23 protein-coding genes are annotated in these 23,080 nt (G+C 67.3%); 11 read left to right on the forward strand and 12 right to left on the reverse strand.

The features are described from left to right. The first annotated feature begins 91 nt into the window (after positions 1-91). The 4 genes from Q0Q36_RS06425 to pcaD are packed head-to-tail and all read left to right on the forward strand — an operon-like array spanning position 92 to position 3,792. On the forward strand, positions 92-802 hold the full coding sequence (locus Q0Q36_RS06425; RefSeq protein ID WP_293796531.1) for a CoA transferase subunit A: 711 nt from the start codon (positions 92-94) through the stop codon (positions 800-802). Continuing rightward, complete coding sequence (locus Q0Q36_RS06430) at positions 802-1,464, forward strand: 3-oxoacid CoA-transferase subunit B (protein WP_293796533.1); 663 nt, start codon at positions 802-804, stop codon at positions 1,462-1,464. The genes Q0Q36_RS06425 and Q0Q36_RS06430 overlap by 1 nt, the downstream gene beginning before the upstream one ends. After that, the gene (locus Q0Q36_RS06435) at positions 1,461-2,600 is read left to right on the forward strand and encodes a lyase family protein (RefSeq protein ID WP_293796534.1); all 1,140 of its coding nucleotides are present in this window, start codon (positions 1,461-1,463) and stop codon (positions 2,598-2,600) included. Before Q0Q36_RS06430 ends, Q0Q36_RS06435 begins: the two co-directional genes overlap by 4 nt. 10 nt (positions 2,601-2,610) lie before the next feature. Further along, on the forward strand, positions 2,611-3,792 hold the full coding sequence (gene pcaD / locus Q0Q36_RS25095; protein WP_367187160.1) for a 3-oxoadipate enol-lactonase: 1,182 nt from the start codon (positions 2,611-2,613) through the stop codon (positions 3,790-3,792). Positions 3,793-3,798: 6 nt separating this feature from the next. Here pcaD and Q0Q36_RS06450 read toward each other — a convergent pair whose 3' ends face one another. Next, positions 3,799-4,674: a helix-turn-helix domain-containing protein gene (locus Q0Q36_RS06450; protein ID WP_293796536.1), complete on the reverse strand. Its 876-nt coding sequence runs from the start codon at positions 4,672-4,674 to the stop codon at positions 3,799-3,801. 131 nt (positions 4,675-4,805) lie between these two features. Here Q0Q36_RS06450 and pobA point away from each other — a divergent pair, with 131 nt between their 5' ends. The 6 genes from pobA (at position 4,806) to Q0Q36_RS06480 (ending at position 10,712) form a co-directional block, all read left to right on the forward strand. Then, a complete protein-coding gene (gene pobA, locus Q0Q36_RS06455; protein WP_293796538.1) occupies positions 4,806-5,978 on the forward strand; it encodes a 4-hydroxybenzoate 3-monooxygenase in 1,173 nt (390 codons plus the stop codon). A gap of 219 nt (positions 5,979-6,197) precedes the next feature. Further along, entirely contained in the window at positions 6,198-7,310 is a 1,113-nt protein-coding gene (locus Q0Q36_RS06460; RefSeq protein ID WP_293796717.1) for an ABC transporter substrate-binding protein, read from the forward strand. Positions 7,311-7,382: 72 nt separating this feature from the next. Next, positions 7,383-8,246 (forward strand): branched-chain amino acid ABC transporter permease, encoded by an 864-nt coding sequence (locus Q0Q36_RS06465; RefSeq protein WP_293796540.1) that lies wholly within the window; start codon positions 7,383-7,385, stop codon positions 8,244-8,246. Continuing rightward, positions 8,247-9,254 (forward strand): branched-chain amino acid ABC transporter permease, encoded by a 1,008-nt coding sequence (locus tag Q0Q36_RS06470; RefSeq protein ID WP_293796542.1) that lies wholly within the window; start codon positions 8,247-8,249, stop codon positions 9,252-9,254. Next, on the forward strand, positions 9,251-10,009 hold the full coding sequence (locus tag Q0Q36_RS06475; protein WP_293796544.1) for an ABC transporter ATP-binding protein: 759 nt from the start codon (positions 9,251-9,253) through the stop codon (positions 10,007-10,009). Before Q0Q36_RS06470 ends, Q0Q36_RS06475 begins: the two co-directional genes overlap by 4 nt. Beyond that, on the forward strand, positions 9,996-10,712 hold the full coding sequence (locus tag Q0Q36_RS06480; protein ID WP_293796546.1) for an ABC transporter ATP-binding protein: 717 nt from the start codon (positions 9,996-9,998) through the stop codon (positions 10,710-10,712). The genes Q0Q36_RS06475 and Q0Q36_RS06480 overlap by 14 nt, the downstream gene beginning before the upstream one ends. A 21-nt stretch (positions 10,713-10,733) precedes the next feature. On the opposite strand, the gene Q0Q36_RS06485 is transcribed toward Q0Q36_RS06480, so the two are convergent. From Q0Q36_RS06485 to Q0Q36_RS06535, 11 genes are read right to left on the reverse strand one after another with little or no spacing between them, the layout of a single operon-like run. Beyond that, a complete protein-coding gene (locus tag Q0Q36_RS06485; protein WP_293796548.1) occupies positions 10,734-11,699 on the reverse strand; it encodes a 2-hydroxyacid dehydrogenase in 966 nt (321 codons plus the stop codon). A 26-nt stretch (positions 11,700-11,725) separates the two neighbouring features. Further along, positions 11,726-13,402 carry a cephalosporin acylase I gene (locus Q0Q36_RS06490; RefSeq protein WP_293796550.1) on the reverse strand — a complete coding sequence of 559 codons (1,677 nt, stop codon included), beginning with the start codon at positions 13,400-13,402 and terminating at the stop codon, positions 11,726-11,728. A 10-nt stretch (positions 13,403-13,412) separates the two neighbouring features. Further along, positions 13,413-14,093, reverse strand: a complete 681-nt coding sequence (locus tag Q0Q36_RS06495) for an RraA family protein (RefSeq protein WP_293796552.1) — start codon at positions 14,091-14,093, stop codon at positions 13,413-13,415. Between the two features lie 9 nt (positions 14,094-14,102). Continuing rightward, the gene (locus tag Q0Q36_RS06500; RefSeq protein WP_293796554.1) at positions 14,103-14,891 is read right to left on the reverse strand and encodes an ABC transporter permease; all 789 of its coding nucleotides are present in this window, start codon (positions 14,889-14,891) and stop codon (positions 14,103-14,105) included. Then, positions 14,888-15,730: an ABC transporter permease gene (locus Q0Q36_RS06505; protein ID WP_293796555.1), complete on the reverse strand. Its 843-nt coding sequence runs from the start codon at positions 15,728-15,730 to the stop codon at positions 14,888-14,890. Before Q0Q36_RS06505 ends, Q0Q36_RS06500 begins: the two co-directional genes overlap by 4 nt. Next, positions 15,727-16,776, reverse strand: coding sequence for an ABC transporter ATP-binding protein (locus tag Q0Q36_RS06510; RefSeq protein WP_293796556.1), 1,050 nt, complete (start codon positions 16,774-16,776; stop codon positions 15,727-15,729). The genes Q0Q36_RS06505 and Q0Q36_RS06510 overlap by 4 nt, the downstream gene beginning before the upstream one ends. 10 nt (positions 16,777-16,786) lie before the next feature. Next, a complete protein-coding gene (locus Q0Q36_RS06515) occupies positions 16,787-17,842 on the reverse strand; it encodes an extracellular solute-binding protein (protein ID WP_293796558.1) in 1,056 nt (351 codons plus the stop codon). 54 nt (positions 17,843-17,896) lie between these two features. After that, positions 17,897-18,721 (reverse strand): creatininase family protein, encoded by an 825-nt coding sequence (locus tag Q0Q36_RS06520; RefSeq protein ID WP_293796560.1) that lies wholly within the window; start codon positions 18,719-18,721, stop codon positions 17,897-17,899. A 49-nt stretch (positions 18,722-18,770) separates the two neighbouring features. Next, positions 18,771-19,589, reverse strand: a complete 819-nt coding sequence (locus tag Q0Q36_RS06525; protein ID WP_293796562.1) for an ABC transporter permease — start codon at positions 19,587-19,589, stop codon at positions 18,771-18,773. Continuing rightward, positions 19,586-20,542, reverse strand: a complete 957-nt coding sequence (locus Q0Q36_RS06530; RefSeq protein ID WP_293796564.1) for an ABC transporter permease — start codon at positions 20,540-20,542, stop codon at positions 19,586-19,588. Before Q0Q36_RS06530 ends, Q0Q36_RS06525 begins: the two co-directional genes overlap by 4 nt. After that, positions 20,539-22,071 carry an ABC transporter substrate-binding protein gene (locus Q0Q36_RS06535; RefSeq protein ID WP_293796566.1) on the reverse strand — a complete coding sequence of 511 codons (1,533 nt, stop codon included), beginning with the start codon at positions 22,069-22,071 and terminating at the stop codon, positions 20,539-20,541. The genes Q0Q36_RS06530 and Q0Q36_RS06535 overlap by 4 nt, the downstream gene beginning before the upstream one ends. 321 nt (positions 22,072-22,392) lie before the next feature. Between Q0Q36_RS06535 and Q0Q36_RS06540 the strand changes: the two genes are divergently transcribed. Beyond that, on the forward strand, positions 22,393-23,076 hold the full coding sequence (locus tag Q0Q36_RS06540) for a GntR family transcriptional regulator (protein WP_293796569.1): 684 nt from the start codon (positions 22,393-22,395) through the stop codon (positions 23,074-23,076). Positions 23,077-23,080: the final 4 nt, after the last annotated feature.

The raw sequence follows: 23,080 nt of genomic DNA on the forward strand, positions 1-23,080 counted from the left end.
GTATTCTGATCGCGCCGGAACCATCGGGACGGCCCGCTCCGTCCCGGCGAGGCATGCGTGTCGCGGCATCAGGCCGCGCCTGGGAGGAGCAATGACAGGTAAGATCTATGACGGCCCGGGCGCCGCGCTCGAAGGGCTGCTCTTCGACGGGATGACGATCATGTCGGGCGGCTTCGGCCTGTCGGGCAACCCCGAGAGCCTGATCCCGCAGATCCGCGATTCCGGCGTGAAGAACATCACGGTGATCTCGAACAATGCCGGCGCCGACGGCTTCGGCCTGTGGATGCTGCTGCAGACCCGGCAGATCAAGAAGATGATCGCGTCCTATGTCGGCGAGAACAAGCTGTTCGAGCAGCAGTACCTCGCCGGCGAGCTGGAGCTGGAACTGAACCCGCAGGGCACGCTGGCCGAGCGCATCCGCGCCGGCGGCGCCGGCATCCCGGCCTTCTATACGAAGACCGGCGTCGGCACGGTCGTGGCCGAGGGCAAGCCGGTCGAGGAGTTCGAAGGCCAGCTCTATGTCCGCGAGACCTGGCTGCGCGCCGATGTCGCCATCGTCAAGGCCTGGAAGGCCGATACCGCCGGCAACCTCGTCTATCGGAAGACCGCGCGGAACTTCAATCCGAACATGGCGACAGCCGGCAAGGTGACGGTGGCCGAGGTCGAGGAGATCGTGCCGGTCGGCTCGCTCGATCCCGAGGCGATCCACACGCCCGGCATCTATGTCGACCGCGTCATCAAGAGCACGATCAACGAGAAGCGCATCGAGAAGCTGACCGAGCGCAAGAGGGAGGCAGCCTGATGGCCTGGACCCGCGAAGAGGTCGCCGCCCGCGCGGCCAAGGAGCTCAAGGACGGCTTCTACGTCAATCTCGGCATCGGCATCCCGACGCTCGTGGCGAACTACATTCCCGAAGGTGTGGACGTCACCTTGCAGTCCGAAAACGGCCTGCTCGGCATCGGCCCCTTCCCCTATGAGGGCGAGGCCGACCCAGACCTGATCAATGCCGGCAAGCAGACGATCACGGTGCTGCCGAGCTCGAGCTTCTTCTCCTCGGCCGATTCCTTCGCGATGATCCGCGGCGGCCATATCGACCTGACCATTCTCGGCGCCATGGAAGTGGCGGCCAATGGCGACATCGCCAACTGGACGATTCCCGGCAAGATGGTGAAGGGCATGGGCGGCGCGATGGACCTCGTCGCGGGCGTGAAGAAGGTCATCGTCGTGATGGACCATGCCAACAAGGCCGGCGAATCCAAGGTGCTGGAGCGCTGCTCGCTGCCGCTGACCGGCGCGGGCGTGGTCGACATGATCATCACCGATCTCTGCGTGATGACCTGCGACAAGGCCAATGGCGGCGGCCTGACCCTGATCGAGCTTGCCCCCGGCGTCTCGCTCGACGAGGTCAAGGCCAAGACCCAGGCCGCCTTCGCCGTCGCGCCAAGTCTCGCAAAGGCCGCGTGAGCAACCTCCTCCGCGCAAGGCCGGCGACGACCCCAGCGATGCTGGCCGCGTTCTCGGACGCGGCCACGTTACGTCACGCCCTCGCCTTCGAGGCGGAGCTGGCCCGCGCCGAGGCGGCCGAGGGCCTGATCGGCGCGGAGGCTGTCGAGGCCATCGCCGTACTCTGCGCCACGATCTCGATCGATCTGGCCGAACTGGCGGAGGAAGCGGCGCTCGCCGGCACGCTGGCGATCCCGCTGGTGGCGCGCTTGCGTGCCGCCTTGAGCGGTGACGCCGCAAAGGCCCTGCACAAGGGCGCCACCAGCCAGGATGTCGCCGACACCGTTCTGGCTTGTCAGATTCGTGCTGCGAGCGGCCTTCTGGATCGCGACCTGACTCGCGTCACGACGGCGCTCGCTGCCCTCGCCCGGCGCCATGCCACCACCCCAGCCATCGGCCGCACCCTGTTGCAGGACGCGCTCCCGATCGGCTTTGGCCTGCGCATCGCGCATTGGCAGGCCGGCATCGCGGAAGCCGCGATCCGCCTGCGCCATGAAGTCGAGACAGGTGCCGTCCTGCAATTCGGCGGCGCGGCAGGCTCCCGTGCCGGTCTCGGCGGCAAGGCCGCTGCCGTCTCCGCCCGCCTCGCCGCCGCGCTTGGCCTCCCCGACGCACCGCCCTGGCACGCGCGCCGCGGCGGCATCGCCGGCATCGCGACAGCGACCGCCATTGTCATCGGCGCGCTCGGCAAGATGGCGCGCGACGTCTCGCTTTTGGCCCAGAACGGCATCGGCGAAGCGCGCGAACCCGCTATTCCCGGCCGCGGCGGCTCCTCCGCCATGGCGCATAAGCGCAACCCGACCGGCTGCCAGGTCGCGCTCTCGGCAAGCCTGCGCGCGCCCGGCCTCGTTGCCAGCATCCTCGCCGGACTCCCCGCCGAGCAGGAACGCGGCCTCGGCGGCTGGCAGGCCGAAGGCCCGGCGCTGGCCGAGCTCTTCCTGCTTGCAGCCGGCGCGGCCGATGCCATGGCGACGGTCGGAGAAGGGCTGGAAATCGACGAAACGACCATCGCCCGCAACCTCACGGCCGCCGGGCTCGGCAATGATATCGGCGAGAGCGCGGCCCTGGTCGCCGCGCTGCTCGTCCAGCACGACTGAGGAAGCTACGATGCCCTTCGCGACGAGCAGCGGCGCCCGCATCTACTGGAAGCTGGAAGGCTCCGAGGACAAGCCGGCGCTTGTCCTGCTGAACTCGATCGGCACCGACCTATCGCTCTGGGACGCGGCGATGCCGGCCCTGCTCGCCTCCTTCCGGACCTTGCGGATCGACACGCGCGGCCATGGCGCTTCCGATGCGCCGGAAGGAGATTACACCTTGGTCCTGCTCGCCGAAGATGTCGCCGCCGCCATGGCAGCGGCCGGCATCGAACGCGCAGCCATTGCCGGTGTCTCGCTCGGCGGCATGATCGCCATGGAGCTGGCGCTCGGCCATCCCGAGCGCGTTTCCGCCGTCGCTGCAATCTGCACCTCGGCCACGATGGACAAGGCTGTCTGGCGGGATCGCATCGCGCAGGTTCGCGCAGGCGGCACCGCCTCCATCGCGGATGCGGCGTTGCAGCGCTTCCTCTCGCCCACCTTCGCAGCCGGCCAGCCCGCGATCGCCGCGAGCCTCAAGCGCAACCTCGTCGCCCAGGCGAGCCAGGGTTATGCCGGAGCCGGCGCGGCCATCCGCGACATGGAGCTGATCGGGCGGATCGGCGCGATCGCCTGCCCGGTTCTCGTCGTTACCGGCGGGCGCGACGTCTCGACCCCCCTCGCCGACCATGGCGAGAGCCTGCTCGCGGCGATGCCGGCCGCGAAGCACGCACATCTCGACTGCGCCCATCTCGCCCCCGTCGAAGCCCCGGCCGCCTTGGCCGGGGCGCTCCGCGCCTTCCTCGCACCGGGCGCCGACACGACCGATGCGGCAGAAGCCCTGTTCGAAGCAGGCCTCGCGAACCGCCGCCGCGTGCTCGGCGACGCCTGGGTCGACCGCTCGCTCGCCAATCGCACGCCGTTCAACGCCGAATTCCAGGCGATGATCACCCGCATCGCCTGGCATGAGATCTGGAGCCGGCCCGGTCTCGACGACCGCACGCGCCGCCTGCTCGTGCTGGCGATCACCGCGAGCCTCGGCCGCTGGGAGGAGTTCCGCCTGCATGTCCGCGCCGGCCTGACGCGCGGCGGCTTCACGCAGGACGACCTCAAGGAGGTGCTGATGCAGACGGCGATCTATGCCGGCGTGCCTGCCGGCAACACCGCCTTCGCCGAGGCCGCTGCCGTGATGAAGGAAATCGAGGCGGCCGGCTAGGCCGCTTCAGGTCTTCGTCCGGTAGTCCGAAGGCGACACGCCCGCCCGCTTGGAGAAGAACCGCGAAAAATAGGCGGGATCGGCAAAGCCCAGCCGGAACGAGATCCGCGAGATCGACATCGACGTATAGACGAGGTCGCGCCGCGCCTCGATCATCAGCCGGTCCTGGATCACCCGCGCGGCGGAGCGGCCGAGCAGCTCCCGGCACGAGCGGGAGAGATGCGGCACCGAGGCGCCGAGCATCCGCGCATAGTCCGTCAGCGCGTCATGATGCTGGAAGCGCGTCTCGACACGCTCGACGAAACGGTGGACGAGCTCGGCCCGCGCATCCCGCGCCGGCTCCGCCACCGCCCGCGCCCCGCGCATCGCCCGCACGAACCACGCCGCGATCAGATCGGCATAGGCTCCGAGCGAGAATTCCCGCACCGGTCGGTTGGCAGCGAATTCACTCATCGCCAGCCGAAGCGTGGCATCGAGCCCGGCATAATGCCCCCCACCCACCGGTACATGCAGCACCGCTGCGCTCCCGAGCAGCGCGCGCGCCTCCGGTTCGCTGGCGAAGAGGCGCTTCAATGAAGTCGCGGCCGCGCTGGCGACGAAGCCGTCAGTATCGTCGAGGAAGGCGAATTCATGGATGGTCGAAGGCGGCAGCAGCAGCACCGAGCCGGGCGACAAGGCGTGCTCGCGCCCATCCACGCGCGTGCGTCCTCCCCCCGCCGTGACCAGGAAGAACTGGAACAGGTCGTGATGCATATGCGGCTGGATCGTCCAGCCATGCAGGGAGCTGCGCGCCACGATCGGCTCGATATGCAACGCGTCCGGGAAGCGCTCCGTCAGGCGCTCGCCATAGAGCCAGTAGGCGGGGACGCTTCTGCCGGGCATGTCGCACTCACGATCGATTCGTCCAAGACAATGCGCGAATCCTCCATTCCGTCAACGGCGGCGAGCGCGTTAGCATCGGCTTGCGGTTCGAACGGTGCAAACCGTCGCTCCGCGGGAGGCAAAGAAGAACAATGCGGACGCAGGTCGCCATCATCGGCGCCGGGCCCGCGGGACTGCTGCTCGGGCAGCTCCTGTCGCGCGCCGGCATCGACAATGTCATTCTCGAACGGCGCAGCGCCGATTACGTGCTCTCGCGCATCCGCGCCGGCGTGCTCGAACAGGGCATGGTCGACCTCCTGCACGAGGCCGGCGTCGGCGAGCGGCTGGATCAGGAAGGCCTGGTCCACGACGGTTTCTCGCTCGCCTTCCATGGCGCGCTCCATCGCCTCGACCTCAAGGACTTGAGCGGCGGCAAGACGGTCACCGTCTACGGTCAGACCGAGGTCACGCGCGACCTGATCGAGGCCCGGCAGGCGCTCGGCCGCCCTACCGTCTACGAGGCCGAAGACGTCGCGCTGCATGATTTCGATGGCACCTCGCCGCGCGTGACCTTCCGGGCGAACGGGCAGGAACAGGAACTGCGCTGCGATTTCATCGCCGGCTGTGACGGCTATCACGGCGTCTCGCGCGCCTCGGTGCCGGCGCGCTCCTTACAGACCTTCGAGCGCGTCTATCCCTTCGGCTGGCTCGGCCTGCTGGTCGACCGGCCGCCCGCGGCGCATGAACTGGTCTACGCCAACCATGAGCGCGGCTTCGCGCTGTGCTCGATGCGCTCGGCCGAGCGCAGCCGCTATTACGTTCAGGTCCCGCTCGACGAGAAGGTCGAGAGCTGGTCCGACGACGCCTTCTTCGACGAGTTGCGCCGACGTCTGCCGGCCGAGGTCGCAGAGGCCGTGCAGACAGGCCCCTCGCTGGAGAAGAGCATCGCGCCTTTGCGAAGTTTCGTCGCCGAACCCATGCGCTTCGGCTGTCTTTTCCTCGCGGGCGACGCCGCCCATATCGTGCCGCCGACCGGCGCGAAGGGGCTCAATCTCGCCGCCAGCGACATCCGCTATCTCTTCGATGCCTTCCGCGAGCACTATCGCGAGGGCTCGCAGGCCGGGCTCGACGGCTATTCCGCCCGCGCGCTGGCCCGCGTCTGGAAGGCCGAACGCTTCTCCTGGTGGATGACCAACCTGCTGCATCGCTTCCCGGAGCGGGACGGCTTCGACCGGCGCATCCAGGAGGCGGAGTTCGACTATCTCGTCCATTCCCGCGCGGCGGCGACCGCCGTCGCCGAGAACTATGTCGGCCTGCCATATTGAGGGCATTGCCCCGCGGCAGAAAATTGCGTTGGTAACGACAAGAGGCCGGCGCCATGGCGGCGACTGGTCCGAGCAGCTAGAGCTTCGATCCGCGCAACAGCGTTGCTGGATCGTCAGGCAGGATCGGGAGGAGATGGAATGACCAAGGGTTTCCTGAACAGATTGCTGCCCGCGAGCGCGCTGGCACTGGCCGGGGCGCTGGCACTTGGCGCTTCCGCCATGGCGGATACGATCAAGGTCGGCATCATCGGGCCGTTCTCCGGCCCCTTCGCCCTGCAGGGCAAGAATTTCCAGGCCGGCGCCGAAGCCTGGCTGGCGCAGAACGGCAAGAGCGTTGCCGGCCACGATATCGAGCTGGTCTATCGCGACCTGCCGACCGCCAATCCGCAGCAGGCCCGCGCGCTGGCGCAGGAGCTGATCGTCCGCGACAAGGTGCAGTATCTCGGCGGCGTCTATTTCACGCCGGACGCGATGGCGATCACCCCGCTGCTGAAACAGGGCAATGTCCCGCTGGTGATCTTCAACGCCGCGACCTCGGCGATCATGACCTCCTCGCCGCTGGTGGTCCGCACCTCCTTCACCACGGCGCAGACCACGACCCCACTCGGCAAGGCGGCGGTGGAGCGCGGCGTCAAGAAATTCGTCTCGGTCGTCAGCGATTACGGCCCGGGCGTCGATGCCGAGGGCGCCTTCAAGAAGGCGATCGAGGCGGCCGGCGGCGAGATCAAGGAATCGATCCGCATTCCTCTGAACACCACCGAGTTCAGCCCGATCATGCAGCGCATCCGCGATGCCGGGGCCGAGGGCGTCTTCGCCTTCCTGCCCTCGGGCCCGCCGACGCTCGGCTTCGTCAAGGCGTTCAGCGATACCGGCCTGAAGAAGGCGGGCGTCAAGCTCTTCGCCACCGGCGACCTCACGCAGGAATCGGATCTGCCGGCGCTGGGCGAGGCCGCTTCCGGCATGATCACCTCGTTCCACTACGCCGTCTCGCATGATTCCGAGATCAATAAGCGCTTCGCCGCCGCCGCCGAGAAGGCGATCGGCGCACCCGACCTGCTCTCCTTCCCGGCGGTCGGCGCCTATGACGGCCTGTTCGTGATCTCGAAGATGATCGCGGCGACCGCCGGCAAGCAGGACGCCGAGAAGGCGGTCGAGGCGGTCAAGGGGCTAGGCTGGGAAAGCCCGCGCGGCCCGGTCAAGATCGATCCGGAGACCCGCCACATCACCCAGACGATCTATCTGCGCGAAGTCGCGAAGGACGCGCAGGGTCGCTGGATCAACAAGGAGATCGCCAGCGTGCCGGACCAGAAGGACCCTGGCCTGGCGAAGTAACGACGCCAGCCTGAAACACGGCGGGAGCAAGCAAGCTCCCGCCCCCTGCTCCCGTTCGACGAGGCCCGCAGAATGCAGACCGCGCTGAGCATCGCCATGGATGCGCTGGCCTATGGCATGGCGCTGTTCATCATCTGCATCGGCCTGTCGCTGACCATGGGTCTGATGCGGGTGGTGAATCTCGCCCATGGCGCCTTCGCCATGATCGGCGGCTACATCGCCTCCTATGCCGCCCGCGATCTCGGCCTCGGCTACACGCTCGGGATCATCCTCGCGATGATCGGCACGGTGATCATCGCCGTCCCGCTGGAGCGCCTGCTCTATCGACGCATCTACGATCGCAGCGAGCTCTCGCAGGTACTGATGACGATCGGCATCACCTTCTGCGTCATCGGCATCACCAACTATTTCTTCGGCCCGACCCTGAAGACGATTCTCCTGCCGGCGGAACTCGCCCGCTCGGTCGATCTCGGCTTCCGCAGCATCGCCGGCCACCGGCTCTTCGTCATCGCAAGCGGCCTCGTCGTCGCCGGGGGCTTGTGGTTCCTGATCGAGCGGACCGGCTTCGGCATTCATCTGCGCGCCGCCGTCGAGAACGCACCGATGGCGCGCACGCTCGGCATCCGCACCGAGATCATCTATGCCGCAAGCTTCGCGCTGGCGATCGGACTCGCGGCCTTCGGCGGCGTGGTCGGCGCCGAGTTCCTGCCGATCGAGCCCTATTACGCGCTGCGCTACATGGTCACCTTCCTCGTCGTCGTCTCGGTCGGCGGCGCGGGCTCGATTCCCGGCGCGCTCGCCGCCTGCCTGCTCCTCGGTGCGATCGACGTGACCGGCCGCTATCTCGTGCCGGATTTCGGCAATTTCTTCTTCTATCTCGCAGTGATTCTGGTCGTCTGCGCCTTCCCGCGCGGCCTGATGGGGCGGGCGGAGTAAATGGCGAGCGCAACGACCATGCCCGCTGCTGCCTCCGCAAGCCGCACGCTCGGCCGCGATCTCCTCGGCCTCGCCCTGATCGCGTGCGTCGGCCTCGCCGGTTACTGGCTGTTTCCCGACAACCTCGCCTTCCTCACTCGTGTGATCTCGGTCGCGCTGCTCGTGCTCTCGCTCGACCTCATCGTCGGCTATTGCGGCATCGCCTCGCTCGGCCAGGGGGCGCTCTATGGGGCCGGCGCCTATGCGGCCGGCATCGCCTGCGTGCACGGGATCACCGACCCTGTCCTGCTGATCCTGATCGGTGCGGCGGCGGGCGCCGTCATGGGTCTCTTGATGGGCACGATCATGCTGCGCGCCCACGGACTGCCGCAGCTCGTGCTCTCGATCGCCATCGTTCAGCTCCTGCACGAGGCCGCCAACAAGGCCTCCTCCATCACCGGCGGAAGCGACGGCCTCTCCGGCATGAGCCCTGCCCCGCTCTTCGGCCTCTTCGAATTCGATCTCTGGGGCCGCAGCGCCTATCTTTTCGGCCTCGGCCTATTCCTGATCGTCTTCGCCGTGCTGCGCTTCGTCACGCGCTCGCCCTTCGGCATGGTCTGCCGCGGCCTGAAGGAGGACCCGCTCAGGATCAGTGCGCTCGGCATCTACGCCTTCCCGGTCCTGCTCAAGATGTTCGTCATCTCCGGCGCGGTCGCCGGCATGGGCGGCGCACTGGCAGCCATCGCGACGCAGGTCGTCGGGCTCGACAGCGTCAGCTTCGAGATCTCGGCCAATGCGCTGGTCATGCTGGTGCTCGGCGGCATCGGCCATCTCTACGGCGCGCTGATCGGCACCGTCATCTTCATGGCGCTCGAGCATGTCGTCGCCGCGATCAACCCGTTCCACTGGATGACGCTGGTCGGCGCCGTGCTGATCGCCATCGTGCTCTTCGCCCCGCGCGGGCTTTCCGGCACGCTGGACGAACTCGTCCGCCTGCTGACCCGCGACCGCTGGAGGGCCGGTCGATGAGCGCGGTCTTCGCAGTCTCCAGCCTCTCCAAGGAATTCGGCGGGCTCAAGGTCAGCCGCGACATCTCGCTGGCGATGCACGAGGGTGAGCGCCTCGCGCTGATCGGCCCGAACGGCGCCGGCAAGACCACCTTCGTCAATCTCGTCACCGGCCGCATCCCGCCGAGCGCCGGCAGCGTCCAGCTCGCGGGCGAGGACATCACCGCACTTGGCGCTGTGAAGCGGGTCAGGCGCGGCCTCGTCCGCACCTTCCAGGTCACGCGTCTCTTCCCGGACATGACGCCGGAAGAGCATGTCGTCATGACCATCCTGCAGCGGCTGGGCCGCGCGACGCGCATCCTCGCCCGCTTCCACGGCGCCTCCGAAGTCCGTGACGAAGCAGCCGAAATCCTCGCGACGCTCGGCCTCACCGAGGTCGCCCGCCGCAAGGTCGCAACGATCGCCTATGGCCAGCAGCGCCTGCTGGAGATCGCGATCGCCTTGGCGCAACGCCCCAAGGTGCTGCTGCTCGACGAGCCGGCTGCGGGCGTGCCCTCCAGCGATACGCCGCGCATCGAGGAAGCCTTGGCTCGCCTGCCCGCCTCGCTCGCCGTGCTGATGATCGAGCATGACATGGACCTCGTCTTCCGCTTCGCCAGACGCGTCGTCGTGCTGGCCGCGGGCGAGCTCATCTTCCAGGGCCTGCCGGCCGAGGTCGCCAGGGATCCCAAGGTTCGCGAAGCCTATCTCGGAAGCTATGCCCATGCCGGCGGCTGAGCTCGACATCCGCAACCTCAGCGCCGGCTACGGCCAGACCCATGTGCTGGAAGATGTCTCGTTTTCCGTGCCGGCGGGCGGGCGCCTCTCGATCCTCGGCCGCAACGGCATGGGCAAGACCACGCTGATGGCGAGCCTGATGGGGCTGACCCGCCGCTATGCCGGCAGCATCAGCCTCGGCGGGCAGGATGTCACCGCGCTCGGCACGGCAGCCCGCGCCCATGGCGGTATCGGCCTCGTCCCGCAGACCCGCGAGATTTTCAAAGGCCTGACGGTGGAGGAAAACCTCTTCGCCGGATTGAAGGGCCAGCCGCGCAGCGCGATCGAAGAGGCTTATGCGCTCTTCCCCCGCCTCGGCGAGCGCCGCCGCAATCTCGGCTCGCAGCTCTCCGGCGGCGAGCAGCAGATGCTGGCGACCGCGCGCACCATCCTCGGTCAGCCTTCCGTGCTGCTATTGGACGAGCCGCTGGAAGGCCTCGCACCGGTGATCTGCGACATGCTGATGGAGGCTTTCGGCCGCCTCGCCGCAAGCGGCGCGATGACGATCCTCTTCGTCGAGCAGCGCCTGGAAAGCGCACTCTCCTTCGCCGACGATGTCATCATCCTCGAACGCGGTCGGATCGTCTGGTCAGGCAAGCCCGACGCGTTGCGCACTGACGCGGACGTGCTCGAACGCTATATCGGCGTCGGCGGGCTACACTGAGCCGCCGACGCCGGCATTATCTCACACCACCAGATCGAGCGGCGGCACCGGCTCGCCGCGCGAGACATGCTGCATATTCGCGAACATGCGCTTCACCACCGGCGCGAAATTATCGGCCGCCATCGCGGCGAGATGCGGCGTCGTCACGAGGTTGTCGAGGGTGAGCAACTGGCTGTCGGCCGGCAGCGGCTCGATCTCGTAGACATCCATCGCCGCGCCCGCGATCTCCTTCGCCCGGAGCGCAGTGACGAGATCGGCTTCGTTGACGACGCCGCCACGCGCGCAATTGATCAGCACCGCCGTCTTCTTCATCTTCCTGAGCGCCGCAAGGTCGATCAGATCCTTGGTCTCGGGCGTCAGCGGGCAATGCAGCGAGACGACGTCGGCCTGGGTCAGGATCTCCTCGATCGAGGCATGCTTCACCCCCAGCGCCGCCTCCTCGGCAGCATCGAGTTGCGTGCGCTTGCTATAGAGGATCGTGCAGCCGAAGCCTTTCAGCAGCTTGGCGACATTCTTGCCGATCGCGCCGAAACCGACGATGCCGACCGTCTTGCCGGAAAGCGTATAGGTATCGCCGGGGAGCTTGCCGGTCGCCCAGTGTCCCTTCTTCAACTCGGCATTGCCAAAGGCGATGTAGCGCATCGTCGAGATCATCAGACCAACAGCGAATTCGGAGACGGCGCCCGCATTGGAGCCGGTCGTGCGCGCCACCTTGATGCCGAGCTCCTTCGCCGTCTCGATATCGATATTGTCGTAGCCGACGCCCCATTTATGCAGGAGCTTCAGCTTCTTCGCGGCGCGCAGCACGTCGCCGGAAACGCCGACCTGGCCGGAGATCGCATAATCGGCCTCGGCGATGATCTCCTTCATGTGCTCGTCGCCGCGGGCGGTGCCATGGGTCAGCACGAAGCCCTCAGGCAGGAATGCGCGCAAGCGGTCGGCCCGCTCGGGCGTGGTCATGTCGAGGAGGCAGATGGTCTCGGGCATGGGATGGTCCAGTCGAAAAGATCGGGTCAGATGGTGAAGCGGGCACCGGCGCGGGCGAGCCCGCCGGAGATGGCGACGGGCGTGCCGTCGGCGCGCCAGCAGGCGGCGCCGGTCAAGGTCCCGTCCGGGTTGAAGGCGATGGCGTTCATGCCGCCGGCGACGCGGGGCGAGCGCACCACCTTGTGGCCGCGCGCGATCAGCGCCTGCGCCACGGACTCGGGAATCGCTTCCTCGAGTTCGAGCACGCCCCCCTCGGTCCAGACGCGCGGCGCCTCGACGGCTTCCTGCAGGCTCATGCGATGGTCGATCAGGTTGACGATCGCCTGCAGGGCCGAGGGGAAAATGCGCAAGGCACCAGGCAGGCCGAGCGCGAAGGCGAGCCGGCCGTCCTTTACCGCCATCATCGGCGCCATTGAGGTAAAGACCCGCTTGCCCGGCGCGATCGAGAGCGCGCGGCCGGGATGCGGATCGAAATTGAACATGTAGTTGTTGGCGATCATCCCGGTGCCGGGAATCTGCACGCAGGCGCCGAACAGCCCGTTGATCGTCTGCGTCGCGCTGACGACATTGCCCATGGCGTCCGCGACGGTGACATGGGTCGTATCGGCGGATTCGCCGCCGGAAAGGCCGGCCGTCCAGCTCTTCGCCTGCTCCATCGCGATCAGGGCGCGGCGCTCATCGGCATAGGCCTTGTCGATCAGCTTCGCGACCGGGACCTTGACGAAGGCTGGATCGGCGGTCGCCACCGCGCGGTCGGCGAAGGCGATCTTCAGCGCTTCGGCGAGCAGATGCACGGCATCGGTCGAACCGAAGCCGAGCGCGCCGATATCGTAGCCTTCGAGAATATTGAGCATCTGCGTGATGTGCACGCCGGATGACGAGGGCGGCGGCGGGCCGATGATCTCGTAGCCGCGATAGGAGCCGCGGATCGGCTCGCGCAACTCGATACGGTAATTGGCGAGATCGGCCTGATCGATCAGGCCGCCATTTTTCGCCATGTAGTCGGTCAGCGCCCGCCCGAGCTTCCCGCCATAGAGCGCCTCAGGCCCTTCTGCCGCGATCAGCTTCAGGCTCGCAGCGTAATCAGACTGCACGAGCCGCATGCCCGGCTGCAGCGGCTGCCCGCCCGGCAGCAGCATCGCGGCGAGGCCGGGATCACGGGCGAGATCACTGGCGTTGTCGGTGATGCAGTTCGAGAGATAGGGCGTGACGACGAAACCGCGCTCCGCCAACCCGATCGCCGGCTGGAGGACATCGGCCAGCGGCAGCGTGCCGAAGCGGGCGAGCGCCTCGCACCAACCTTTCAGCGCACCGGGAACCGCGACCGCCTTGGCGCCGACCACGTTCTCGCGGTCACGCGTGTCGCGCTGCTTGCCGATCTCGTCGGACAGGCACTCGTACATGTCGGCCGTCGCTTGGCCCGGCGCAGTCGAGAGATTGTCGATCACGACATGACGCCCGTCGGCGAGCCGAATATGGCTCAGGCCCCCGCCGAGGATGCCGACCATCATCGGCTCGGCCACCGTCAGCGCGAAGAGCGAGGCGACCGCCGCGTCGATGGCGTTGCCGCCGGCGAGCAGCATCTGCGCCCCCGCCGCCGAGGCGAGCGGGTGATTGGTGACGACCATGCCGCGCGAGCCGGTCGCCGGCTTCTTCTCGCAGGTGAAGTCGGCGACGCGCGGGACGGAGACAGAAGCGTTCATGGCGGCCTCTTCAGGCCTTCGTCGCCGCGATGGCGTCAAGCACCATCTTGGTCGCGCCTGAGATGTCACCGAGCTTCTCGCCCAGCTTGACGCGGTTCTGCGTCTTCTCGCCGCGCTCCTGCCGGGCGATGGCGGCGTCCGCGATGGCCTCGGCCTCCGCGCGCGGTAGCACCAGCACGCCGGATTCATCGGCGAGAATGACGTCGCCGGCCTTGACCGGGACATTGCCGCAGGAGATCGGCAGGTTGAGCGTGCCGCCGAGATTGTAGAGTCGCGTGGTGATCGGCGACATGCCGCGGCACCACATCGGGAAGTCGGAATCCTCGATCTCCGCGAGATCGGTGCAGGGCCCGTCGACGATGCCGCCGACCGCGCCGGCCGCCTTCGCCGCCACGGTGACGCCGCCGCCCCAGCAGGCATGCTTGTCGTCGCCGAGCCGATCGACGACGAGGATATCGCCGGGACGCAACAGGCCCAGCGTATGGTGCAACAGGGTCGAATCCTGGCCGGGGATCGCCAGCGTCACCGCCGCCGCCGCGATACGCTTGCCGCGCAGCAGCGGCTGGATGCCGCGATCCATGAAGCCCCAGTGCTGGGAATGGCCGATGGTCGCTGTCTCGACCTTCTGCAGCTTCTCGACCAGCGCAGCCGGTAGCTGCTCGGGCATGGCTTCGATGCGATAATCGGGCATGTTTCTCTCCTACTTTCCAACAGCACGGGCGACGCCGACAAGGCGTTCGACCACGAGAACGACGGCGAGCGTGGCGACGATGAGCACCACGGACAGGGCCGCGATGAGCGGATCGGTACGTCCCTCGACATAGCGCACCATTTCGACCGGCAGGGTCGAAGCGCGCGGGCCGGCGATGAACAGCGAGATGACCGTCTCGTCGAAGGAGAGCAGGAAGGATAGGCAGGCGCAGGCGATCAGGCCCGGCGTCGCCAAAGGCAGCGTCACCCGCCGCACAACGCGCCAGGGCGTGGCGCCGAGCGTGGCTGCGGCCGCCTCGATATCGTCAGGCAGGTTGGCCAGCGCCGTCGCCATCATCCGGATCACGAAGGGCACGGTCACCGTCATATGGCCGAGCACCAGGCCCGGCAGCGTCGCCGTCAGCTTCAAGGGCGAGAAGAACAGCAGCAGCGCGAGGCCGGTGATCAGAGTCGGCAGCAGGAGGGGCGCCAGAAAGAAACTGGTCAGCGCCGCCTTGCCGGCGAAGCGCCCCTTCGCCAAGGCGAGTGCGGCGGGCACGCCGACCGTGAGCGACAGCAGCGTCACCACCGCCGCGACCTGCACGCTGAGCCAGAGCGCCGCCAGCAACGGCCCGTTGCCGGCGAGCTGCTGGAACCACCGCAGCGAATAGCCCGAAGGCGGAAACAGGATGAAGTTGTCCGCCGAGAAGGACAGCATGACCACGACGACGATCGGCGCCAGGATCATCGCATAAACCAGCGCCGCGAAGCTGGAGAGAACGCGCCCCGCCCCGGTCATCGCTGCAGCCTCCACGCCACCAGATTGGAGACCACGAGCAGGGCGAGCAGCAGGACGAGCGTGTAGATCGCCAGCACCGCCGCGACCGGCCAATTGGTATTGGTCGTCGCCTGCTCGAAAATCTCCGTCGCCAGCACGAAAACGCGCCCGCCACCCAGCAGCTTGGGCGTGATATAGGCCGACATCGACAGCACGAAGCCGAGACCCGCCGCCAGAGCAATCGCCGGCAGGCTGAGCGGCAAGGTCACACGCCGGAAAGTGCGGAACGGCGAGGCACCGAGCGAACGCGAAGCCTCCTCCAGCGTGCGGTCGAGCCGGCCGAAGCCGGCGAGCAGCGCCAGGATCATGTAGGGCATGATGCTCTCGGCGAGGCCGATGGTGACGCCGGTCCAGTTGAAGACGAGCTTCAACGGCGTCGAGATCAAGCCGAGCGATTGCAGCGTCGTATTGACGAGCCCGCGATCACCCAGAATGGCGAGCCAGCCGAAGACTCGCACCACGCCGGAAACCAGCATCGGCAGGATTGCGACCACCGCGAGCAGGCCGCGGAAGCGTGAATCGGTTCGGAACAGGAAAAGCGAGACGGGATAGGCAAGGCAGAGCGCGACCAGCGTCGCCACAGCCGAAAGCCAGAGCGAGTTCAGCGTCAATTCGAAGGTGAAGCTGTCATGGAAGGTGGCGCGCCAGGTCTCCAGCGACCAGGCCTCGACCATCGCGCCGGTCGGCCCGACCTCGTTGAACGCATTGCGGAACAACCCCAGCGACGGCCAGACATAGACGACGAGCAGGAACAGCGTCGCCGGGATCAACAGCAGCGGCAGGCGGCGGGAGACGGTCATGACGCGTCGCGCGCGAAGACGCGGCTCTCGGACCGCGGCCAGACGACTGCGACCTCGGTCCCCTCGGCCGGCGCAGCCGAGCCCGAAGGCATTTCGACCGTGAGCTGGCCCCCAGTGCCTTCCACCAGCACCTCGACATGGTCGCCGACGAAGACGCTGCGCAGCACGCGACCGGTCAAACGCGCCGTGTCGCCGCCGGCCGGTTCGGAGACCGGCACGATCCGCATGCGCTGCGGCCGGACAAAGAGATCGGCATTGTCGGCCGCTTCCACCGGCATCGCCTGCCCCCAGACGGTCGCTCGGCCCTGCCCGTCGCGCGCCAGCGGCAGCACATTGGCGCGGCCGACGAACTCGGCGACGAAGCGCGTCGCCGGCCGGTCATAGATATCCTCGGCACTGCCGATCTGGGCAATGCGGCCGCGATGCATCACCGCGATCCGGTCGCACATCGTCAGCGCCTCGACCTGATCGTGGGTGACGAAGAGCGTGGTGATCCCAAGCGTGCGCTGGATCGAGCGGATCTCGTGACGCATCGCGTCGCGCAGCTTGGCGTCGAGATTGGACAGGGATTCGTCGAGCAGCAGCACGGAAGGCTGGATCACCAGGGCTCGCGCCAGTGCAACGCGCTGCTGCTGGCCGCCGGAGAGCTCCTTCGGGCGGCGCTGCTCCAGGCCGCTGAGCCGGACCAGTGCCAGTCCCTCCTGAACGCGTTTTTCGATCTCGGCGCGGGAGACGCCGCGTTCCTCCAGGCCGAAGGCGATATTGCGGCCGACGGAGAGATGCGGGAACAGCGCATAGGACTGGAAGACATAGCCCATATTGCGCTTATGGGCCGGCAGCCGCGTGATCTCGCTGCCGTCGAGCGTCATCGTGCCGTGGTTCGGTTCGATCAGTCCGGCGAGCATCCGCAAGGTCGTGGTCTTGCCGCAGCCGGAGGGGCCGAGCAGGGCGACGGCCTCGCCCTGCTCCACCGAGAGCGAGACGTCGTCGACCGCGATCGAGTTGCCGTAGCGCTTCTGCAGCCCGGCGAGTTCGAGATAGCTCATCGCCTGCCGCTCAGCGTGCCGCCGCGATGACCTCGCGCCGCCAGCGGTTGTTCCACTGGTCGCGCACCTTGAGAATCTCGTTCCAATCGACCGGGATCATCCGGGCGCGGTTCTCGGGCGAGGCGGCGGTGCGAGCCAGTGCTTTGGCGTCGATATCGGCCTTGCCGTTGGTCGGCGCATAGAACATCCGCTCGGTGAAGGCCTTCTGCGCGCCTTGCGACAGCGCATGCGCGACGAAGGCGGCGGCCGCGGCGCGGTTCTTCGAGCTGGCCGTCAGGTTGATCGTATTGACCTGGAAGACCGAGCCTTCCGGCGGCAGCAACGCGTTGATCTTGCCGCCGGTCTGATCGGAATAGAGCTGCGCGCGGGCGTTCCAGCCAGTCGCGACCTTGGCCACGCCGTTCAGGATCAGCGAATAGCCGTCCGGATTGGGATCGAAGGTGTTAACGCCGGGGGCGAGCTCCTTCAGCTTCTTCATCGCTGCATCGATCGACTTGCGGTAGTCGCCACCCGCCATCTTCTCGACCATGGCCGTCAGCGCAAGCCCCTGAATGTTCGGCGGCGCCGCGAGCGCGATCTGGCCCTTGAGATCCGGCCGCCAGAGATCTGCAAGCTTGGCGATCTGCGGCTGAAGCGCCGCATCCTGCACGATGACGAGATGGTCGAAGGTCACAGCCGGACCGAACTCGCCGCCGGCCGCGCGCGCCTCCGGCAGGAGTTCGTTCAGCACCGGGAACTCGGCCGGCGCCAGCTTCTCGAACAGACCCTCGAGATTACCGATGCTGGACGTCGTGACGTCCATGATCACGACATCGGTCTGCGGATCGGCCTTCTGCGCCCGGACCGATCCGACCATCTGGGCCGAGGTGCCGCCGGGCACGTAATTCACCTTGACGCCGGGATGCGCCTGCAGGAACGGCTCGATCACCGTCTTGGTATAGTTGTCCTGGAAGATGCCCGCATAGGACATCAACGTGATCTGCCCGGAGAGCGTCTGCGCCCGGAGGACGGCCGGCATCGCAATGGTCGCGAGGCCGGACTGGATAGCGAGGCGGCGGGTGAGCATGGGAAATCTCCTGCTGTAGCGCCGCCTCGGGCGGCTAGCTAAAGGCCGATCGGCTCAGGCCGGGACTTTCGACGCGAAATGCGCGATGAAGCGAGCGCAGACATCCGTCAGCTTCTCCGCGAGCTGCACGCCGGTCTCGGCCGAGCAGAGCGTCGGATCGCCCTTGCCGACGCCGTCATGATAGACCTCGTCATATTCATGCGGCACCCCGATTTCGGCGCCGTCGAAGCTCGCGGTGCCCAGGCCCGTGAAGGGCAGGTCGAGGATCGGATCGCGCTTCATCGGCTTGCCGGCCGGGATGAGGTCCTTCCGGATCAGCTCGGGGAAGAGGTGCAGGCCGAGGCTGGTCAGCGGATCGGCGCCGTGGCCGGAGACCTTCGCCGACTTTTCGGCTCCGACGATGCCCGGCAGCATGCCGTAGGCGATGCGCCAGAGATAGAGGCTCGGCAGCACGATGCGCTCGCGCTGGTAGAGCTCTCGCGCGACCTCCGCAATCGGGCCGACATTGCCACCATGGCCGTTGATGACGATGATCCGGGTCAGGCCGTTGCGATGCAGCGAGTCGACCATCTCGGCGATCACCGCCGTCAGCGTGCCCTGCGAAATGGCGATGCCGCCGATCATCGGGCCGAACCAGTCGGCGCCGCCATAGGGCAGCACCGGCGCGACGAGCGTGCGCGTGCCGGCCTTGCTCGCCTGCAAGGCGGCGAGCTCGGCGATCTTCTCGGCCAGCAGGTAGTCGCCCATCGGCGCATGCGGGCCCTGGTCCTCATGGCTGCCCATCGGCAGCAGGATGACGGGATTGGACTTGAGCAGCTCGCGCGCCTCCCCGCCCGAGATGGTGCCCATATGGACGAGAGGATCGGTCTTGGTAGCCATGGCTTGGTCCTTCCTTGAGATCAGCTTTGCCTTGGGATCGGCTTGGTATTCAGCGTTCGCTGGTGCGTGGGTCGAGGACGTCGCGCAGCGCGTCGCAGAGCAGGTTCATGGCGAGGATGGTGAGGGTCAGCACGGCGCAGGGCCAGAGCAGCAGCAGCGGCGCCTGCTCCATGGTCGAGCGCGCACCACGGATCATCAGCCCCCAGGACGGCGCCGGCGGCACGACACCGAGCCCCAGGAAGGACAGGCCGCTCTCGATCACCACGGCGGCGGCGACGGCGAGCGAGAACTGCACGAGCAGAGGCCCGGCGATATTGGGCAGCACGGTGCGGAACAGCAGATGCGACTGCGTGGCGCCGAGCGCCCGCGTCGCCTCGACATAGTCGCGCCCCTTCACTGCCAGCACCTCGGCATAGGTCACCCGCGCGAAGCCGGGCACATAGAGCACGGAGAGGACGAGGATCAGCGTCCCGGCACCGGGGCCGAGCAGCGTCACCACCAAGAGCGCCAGCAGCACCGGCGGGAAGCACATGATGATCTCGACGCTGCGCACCGTGAGGAAGGCGCCCCAGCTGCGCGCCCAGCCGCCGATCAGCCCGAGCGTGATGCCGACGAGTCCGGCGAACAATGCTGAGACGAAGGCGACGGAAAGGCTGGTGCGCGCGCCCCAGACCAGTCGCGACAGCACGTCACGACCGAACTCGTCGCGCCCGAGCCAGGAGCCCGGCATCGGCCCGGCGAGGCGCCGCGCCACATCCTGCCGGATCGGATCGGGCAAGGGTAGCAGCGGCGCCGCGATCGCGATCAGCAGGATCGCCGCGACCACGCTGCCGGGCAGGATGAGCTTCTTGATGCCGCGCCGCTTCATCCGTGCTGCACCCTTGGATCGATCGCCGCATGCAGCAGTTCGACGAGGAGATTGATGAGCAGGAACAGCACCGAGATGGTCAGGATGATGCCGACCACCATCGGATAGTCGCGCCCCTCGACCGCACGCAGCAGCGGCGTCGACAGGCCCGGCCAGTTGAAGACGTATTCGACCAGCACGGTGCCGCCGAGCAGCGTGCCCATCTGCAGACCCAGCACGGTGACGACCGGGTTCAGCGCATTGCGCAGCACATGCACGACGAGCACACGCTTCGGCGACAGCCCCTTGGCGCGGGCGGTGCGGACATAATCATGGGCGAGCGCATCGAGCGTCGCCGCCCGCGTCATCCGGAACAGTACGGCGGCCAGGCCCTTGGCGATCGCGATCGCCGGCAGCGCCAGGAGCTTGAGATGCTGGCCGGGATCCTGTGTGAAGGGCACGAAGCCACCCGCCGGCATGAGGCGAAGCGTCTGCGCGAACAGCAGGACCAGCAGCGTGCCGACGACGAAGACCGGTACGGCGAGCAGGAGCGCGGTGATCCAGGAGGCGACACGATCGAAGGCGCCGCCGCGATGGACCGCGGCATAGACGCCGGCGGGCACGCCGACGACCACCGCAATCAACGTCCCCGCGAGGATCAATTCCAGCGTACGTGGCAGGCGAAGCGCGATCTCCTGGATGACCGGGTAGTCGTCGACCAGCGAAGTACCGAGGTCGCCGCGGGCGAGGCCCGCCAGGAAATGGCCGTACTGGACCATCAGCGGCTGGTCGAGCCCGAGCTTCTCGCGCAATTCCTGCACCGTCGCCGGATCGGGCATGGCGCCGGAGGTCGAAAGCAGCAGCTCGGCGGGGTCTCCGGGCACCATGTGCAGCGCCAGGAACACGATCGTCGCGACGACCCAGGCCATCGCCAGGGTCAGGAACAGCCGTCGTCCGAGCCAGCCCGCGCTCATCCGAAATACGTCTCCTCAAGCATGTTGCCGGAGGAGGTCGAGAGCGCACCGGGCTGGTTGACGAAGCCCATCACGCCCTTGTCCATGCCATAGCCCTGCTCACGCCAGGCGAGGCCGACCATCGGCACCTCCTCGAGGGCGGCACGCTGCATCTCCTTGTAGATCTCGACGCGCTTGGCCTGGTCGAACTCGGCCCGGCCCTTGGCCAGCGCGGCGACGGTGCGCGGCGCGTCGACTTTGAAGGAACGCCCATGCGTCGGCGAAAGCGAGGTGTCGAGCACCACGGTCAGCCCGTCCGGATCGTTGTTGTCCGAGGACACGCCGTGGATCGCCATGTCGTACTGGCCGCGCGTGCCGCGGCTCACCCGCGTCGACCAGTCGGGAAGCTGCAGTTCCGCCTGGATGCCGATCGCCGCGAGATATTGCTGGACGATTTCGGCGGTGTCCTTGTGCATGCCGAACTGGGCGGTAGCGAGAATGGTGGTCTGGAAGCCGTTGGCGAAGCCCGCTTCGGTCAACAGCGCCTTGGACCGGGCCGGATCGTAGTTCCAGCCATGCGCCAGCTCCTTGTCGTACCAGGGCGTGCCCTCGACGATCGGCACGCCTTCGAGCGGTTTGCCGCGTCCGAAGAAGGCGACCTTGACGATGTCCTCGCGCTTCACCGCGTGGGCGACGGCGCGGCGCACGCGCGGATCGTTGAAGGGCGGCTTCGTGCCGTTGAAGAGCACGTCCATGAACGGCCCTTCCTGGGTGTCGAGCTTCAGGCGCGGATCGGCCTGGACCGTCGCCATCGACTGCCAGGGCACGTATTCGATCATGTCGACGTCGCCCGAGATCAGCGCCGCGTTGCGCAGGTTCTCGTCGGCATAAACGATGAACTTGATGCCCTTCGCCTTGGGAATGCCCGGCTTGTAGAACTTGTCGAAGGCCGCAAGCTCCAGCGAGGTGCCGCGCTCCTGCCCGACGAGGCGGAAGGGGCCGGCGCCGATCGGCTCGTTCGGGGTCGATTTCCGCCAGATCACGAAGGTGTTGTAGTTGGCGAACCAGCTCGGCAGCGTGACCAGCGGTTCCTTGGTGATGAGGCGGACCGTCTGCGGATCGGGGATTTCGATGCGCTCGATCAACTGGAACTGCGAGCGCATATAGGCGGTCGATTTCTCGCCGGCGATCTGCTCGATCGACCATTTCACGTCGTCTGCCGTGACCGGCTCGCCATTATGGAAGACGCAGCCCTTGCGCAGCTTGAAGACCCAGGCGCCATCGGCATCGCGCGACCAGGATTCCGCGAGCTCGCCGCGCAATTCGCCCTTGCCGTCATAGGAAACGAGGCTGCGGTTGATCAGCATCTTGACCGTGCCGGCCGACGCACCCGTCGAAACCCAGGGCTGCAGGTTCGGCGGGAAAGCCGAGAGGCCGTAGCGGATGATCCCGGCGGCGCGTTGCGCGCTCGCGGGGCGTATCAGGAAGGGCGAGGCCAGCAGCGGACCGGCAAGACCGGCACCAAGGACGGAACGGCGAGAGATGGTCATCGGCTGATCCTCTGCTGCTGGGTCCGGCTGCCTGAGGGCTTCAAGCCCTGTCGCGTCCCGTCGATGGCGGGAGGGGCGGAGCCGGGCGGACGCGAGCAATAACCGCGCCAGCGATCCGACAAGGCCGGCCGCGCCCGGTCAAACGGCCCGGACTCCGGCTCTCTGTCGCGATGGTGGCGTGCACGGTCATGCGGTTCCCCGGCGTGGCTTCGCCATAGACGAATGGGCGAGCCACGCTCTTGATGCGCCATGTATACGTGGCGGATTTTTTGTTGTCTACTCTCGAACGCCCTATGGAAGAGCGAAAGGGGCGCGATGTCGATGGCCGTGATCGAACAGGACGAGATGGCCGCATTGCGCGGCAAGCCGACCCGGGAACGGGTCTACCTCTATGTGCGCGAGCAGATCCTGCGCGGCCGCTTCCTCGGCGGCAGCTTCATCGAGGAGGAAGAGATTTCCTCCGCTCTAGGCGTGTCGCGGACGCCGGTCCGCGAGGCGTTCCACCGTCTCGAAGCCGAGCGCTTCATCGACCTGCTGCCGCGCCGCGGCGCGCTCGTCCGGCAGGTGACGGCGAAGGAACTGCTCGATCTCTACGAGACCCGGCGCATGATCGAGGGCCATGCGATCCGTCGGATCTGCCAGGAGGAACTACCGGTTCCCGCCGCCATGCACGCGATCCTCGAGCAACTGGAGCGCCTGCCGCAGACCGACTATTTCAGCCGGGTCGAGCTCAACCGCGAGTTCCACTTCGTCATGATCGCCGCGCTCGGCAATGTCGTGCTGTCGGAGCTCTACCAGTCGCTCGGCGCCCGCCAGCAGCGTGTCGCGATGACCGCGATCAATACCGATCCGACGCGCGTCGCACGCATCAGCAAGGAGCATCACGCTCTGGTCGCAGCTCTCTCCGAATGGGACGAGGAGAAGGCGCTCGCCATCCTCGAACAGCATCTGCGGCCGATGGTCGGCGTGATCTCGCGATTGCCGGAACAGGCGGCCGAAGCCTGACACG

The sequence above is a fragment of the uncultured Allobosea sp. genome (genome assembly GCF_945957345.1).
In the GTDB taxonomy this organism is placed as follows: domain Bacteria; phylum Pseudomonadota; class Alphaproteobacteria; order Rhizobiales; family Beijerinckiaceae; genus Allobosea.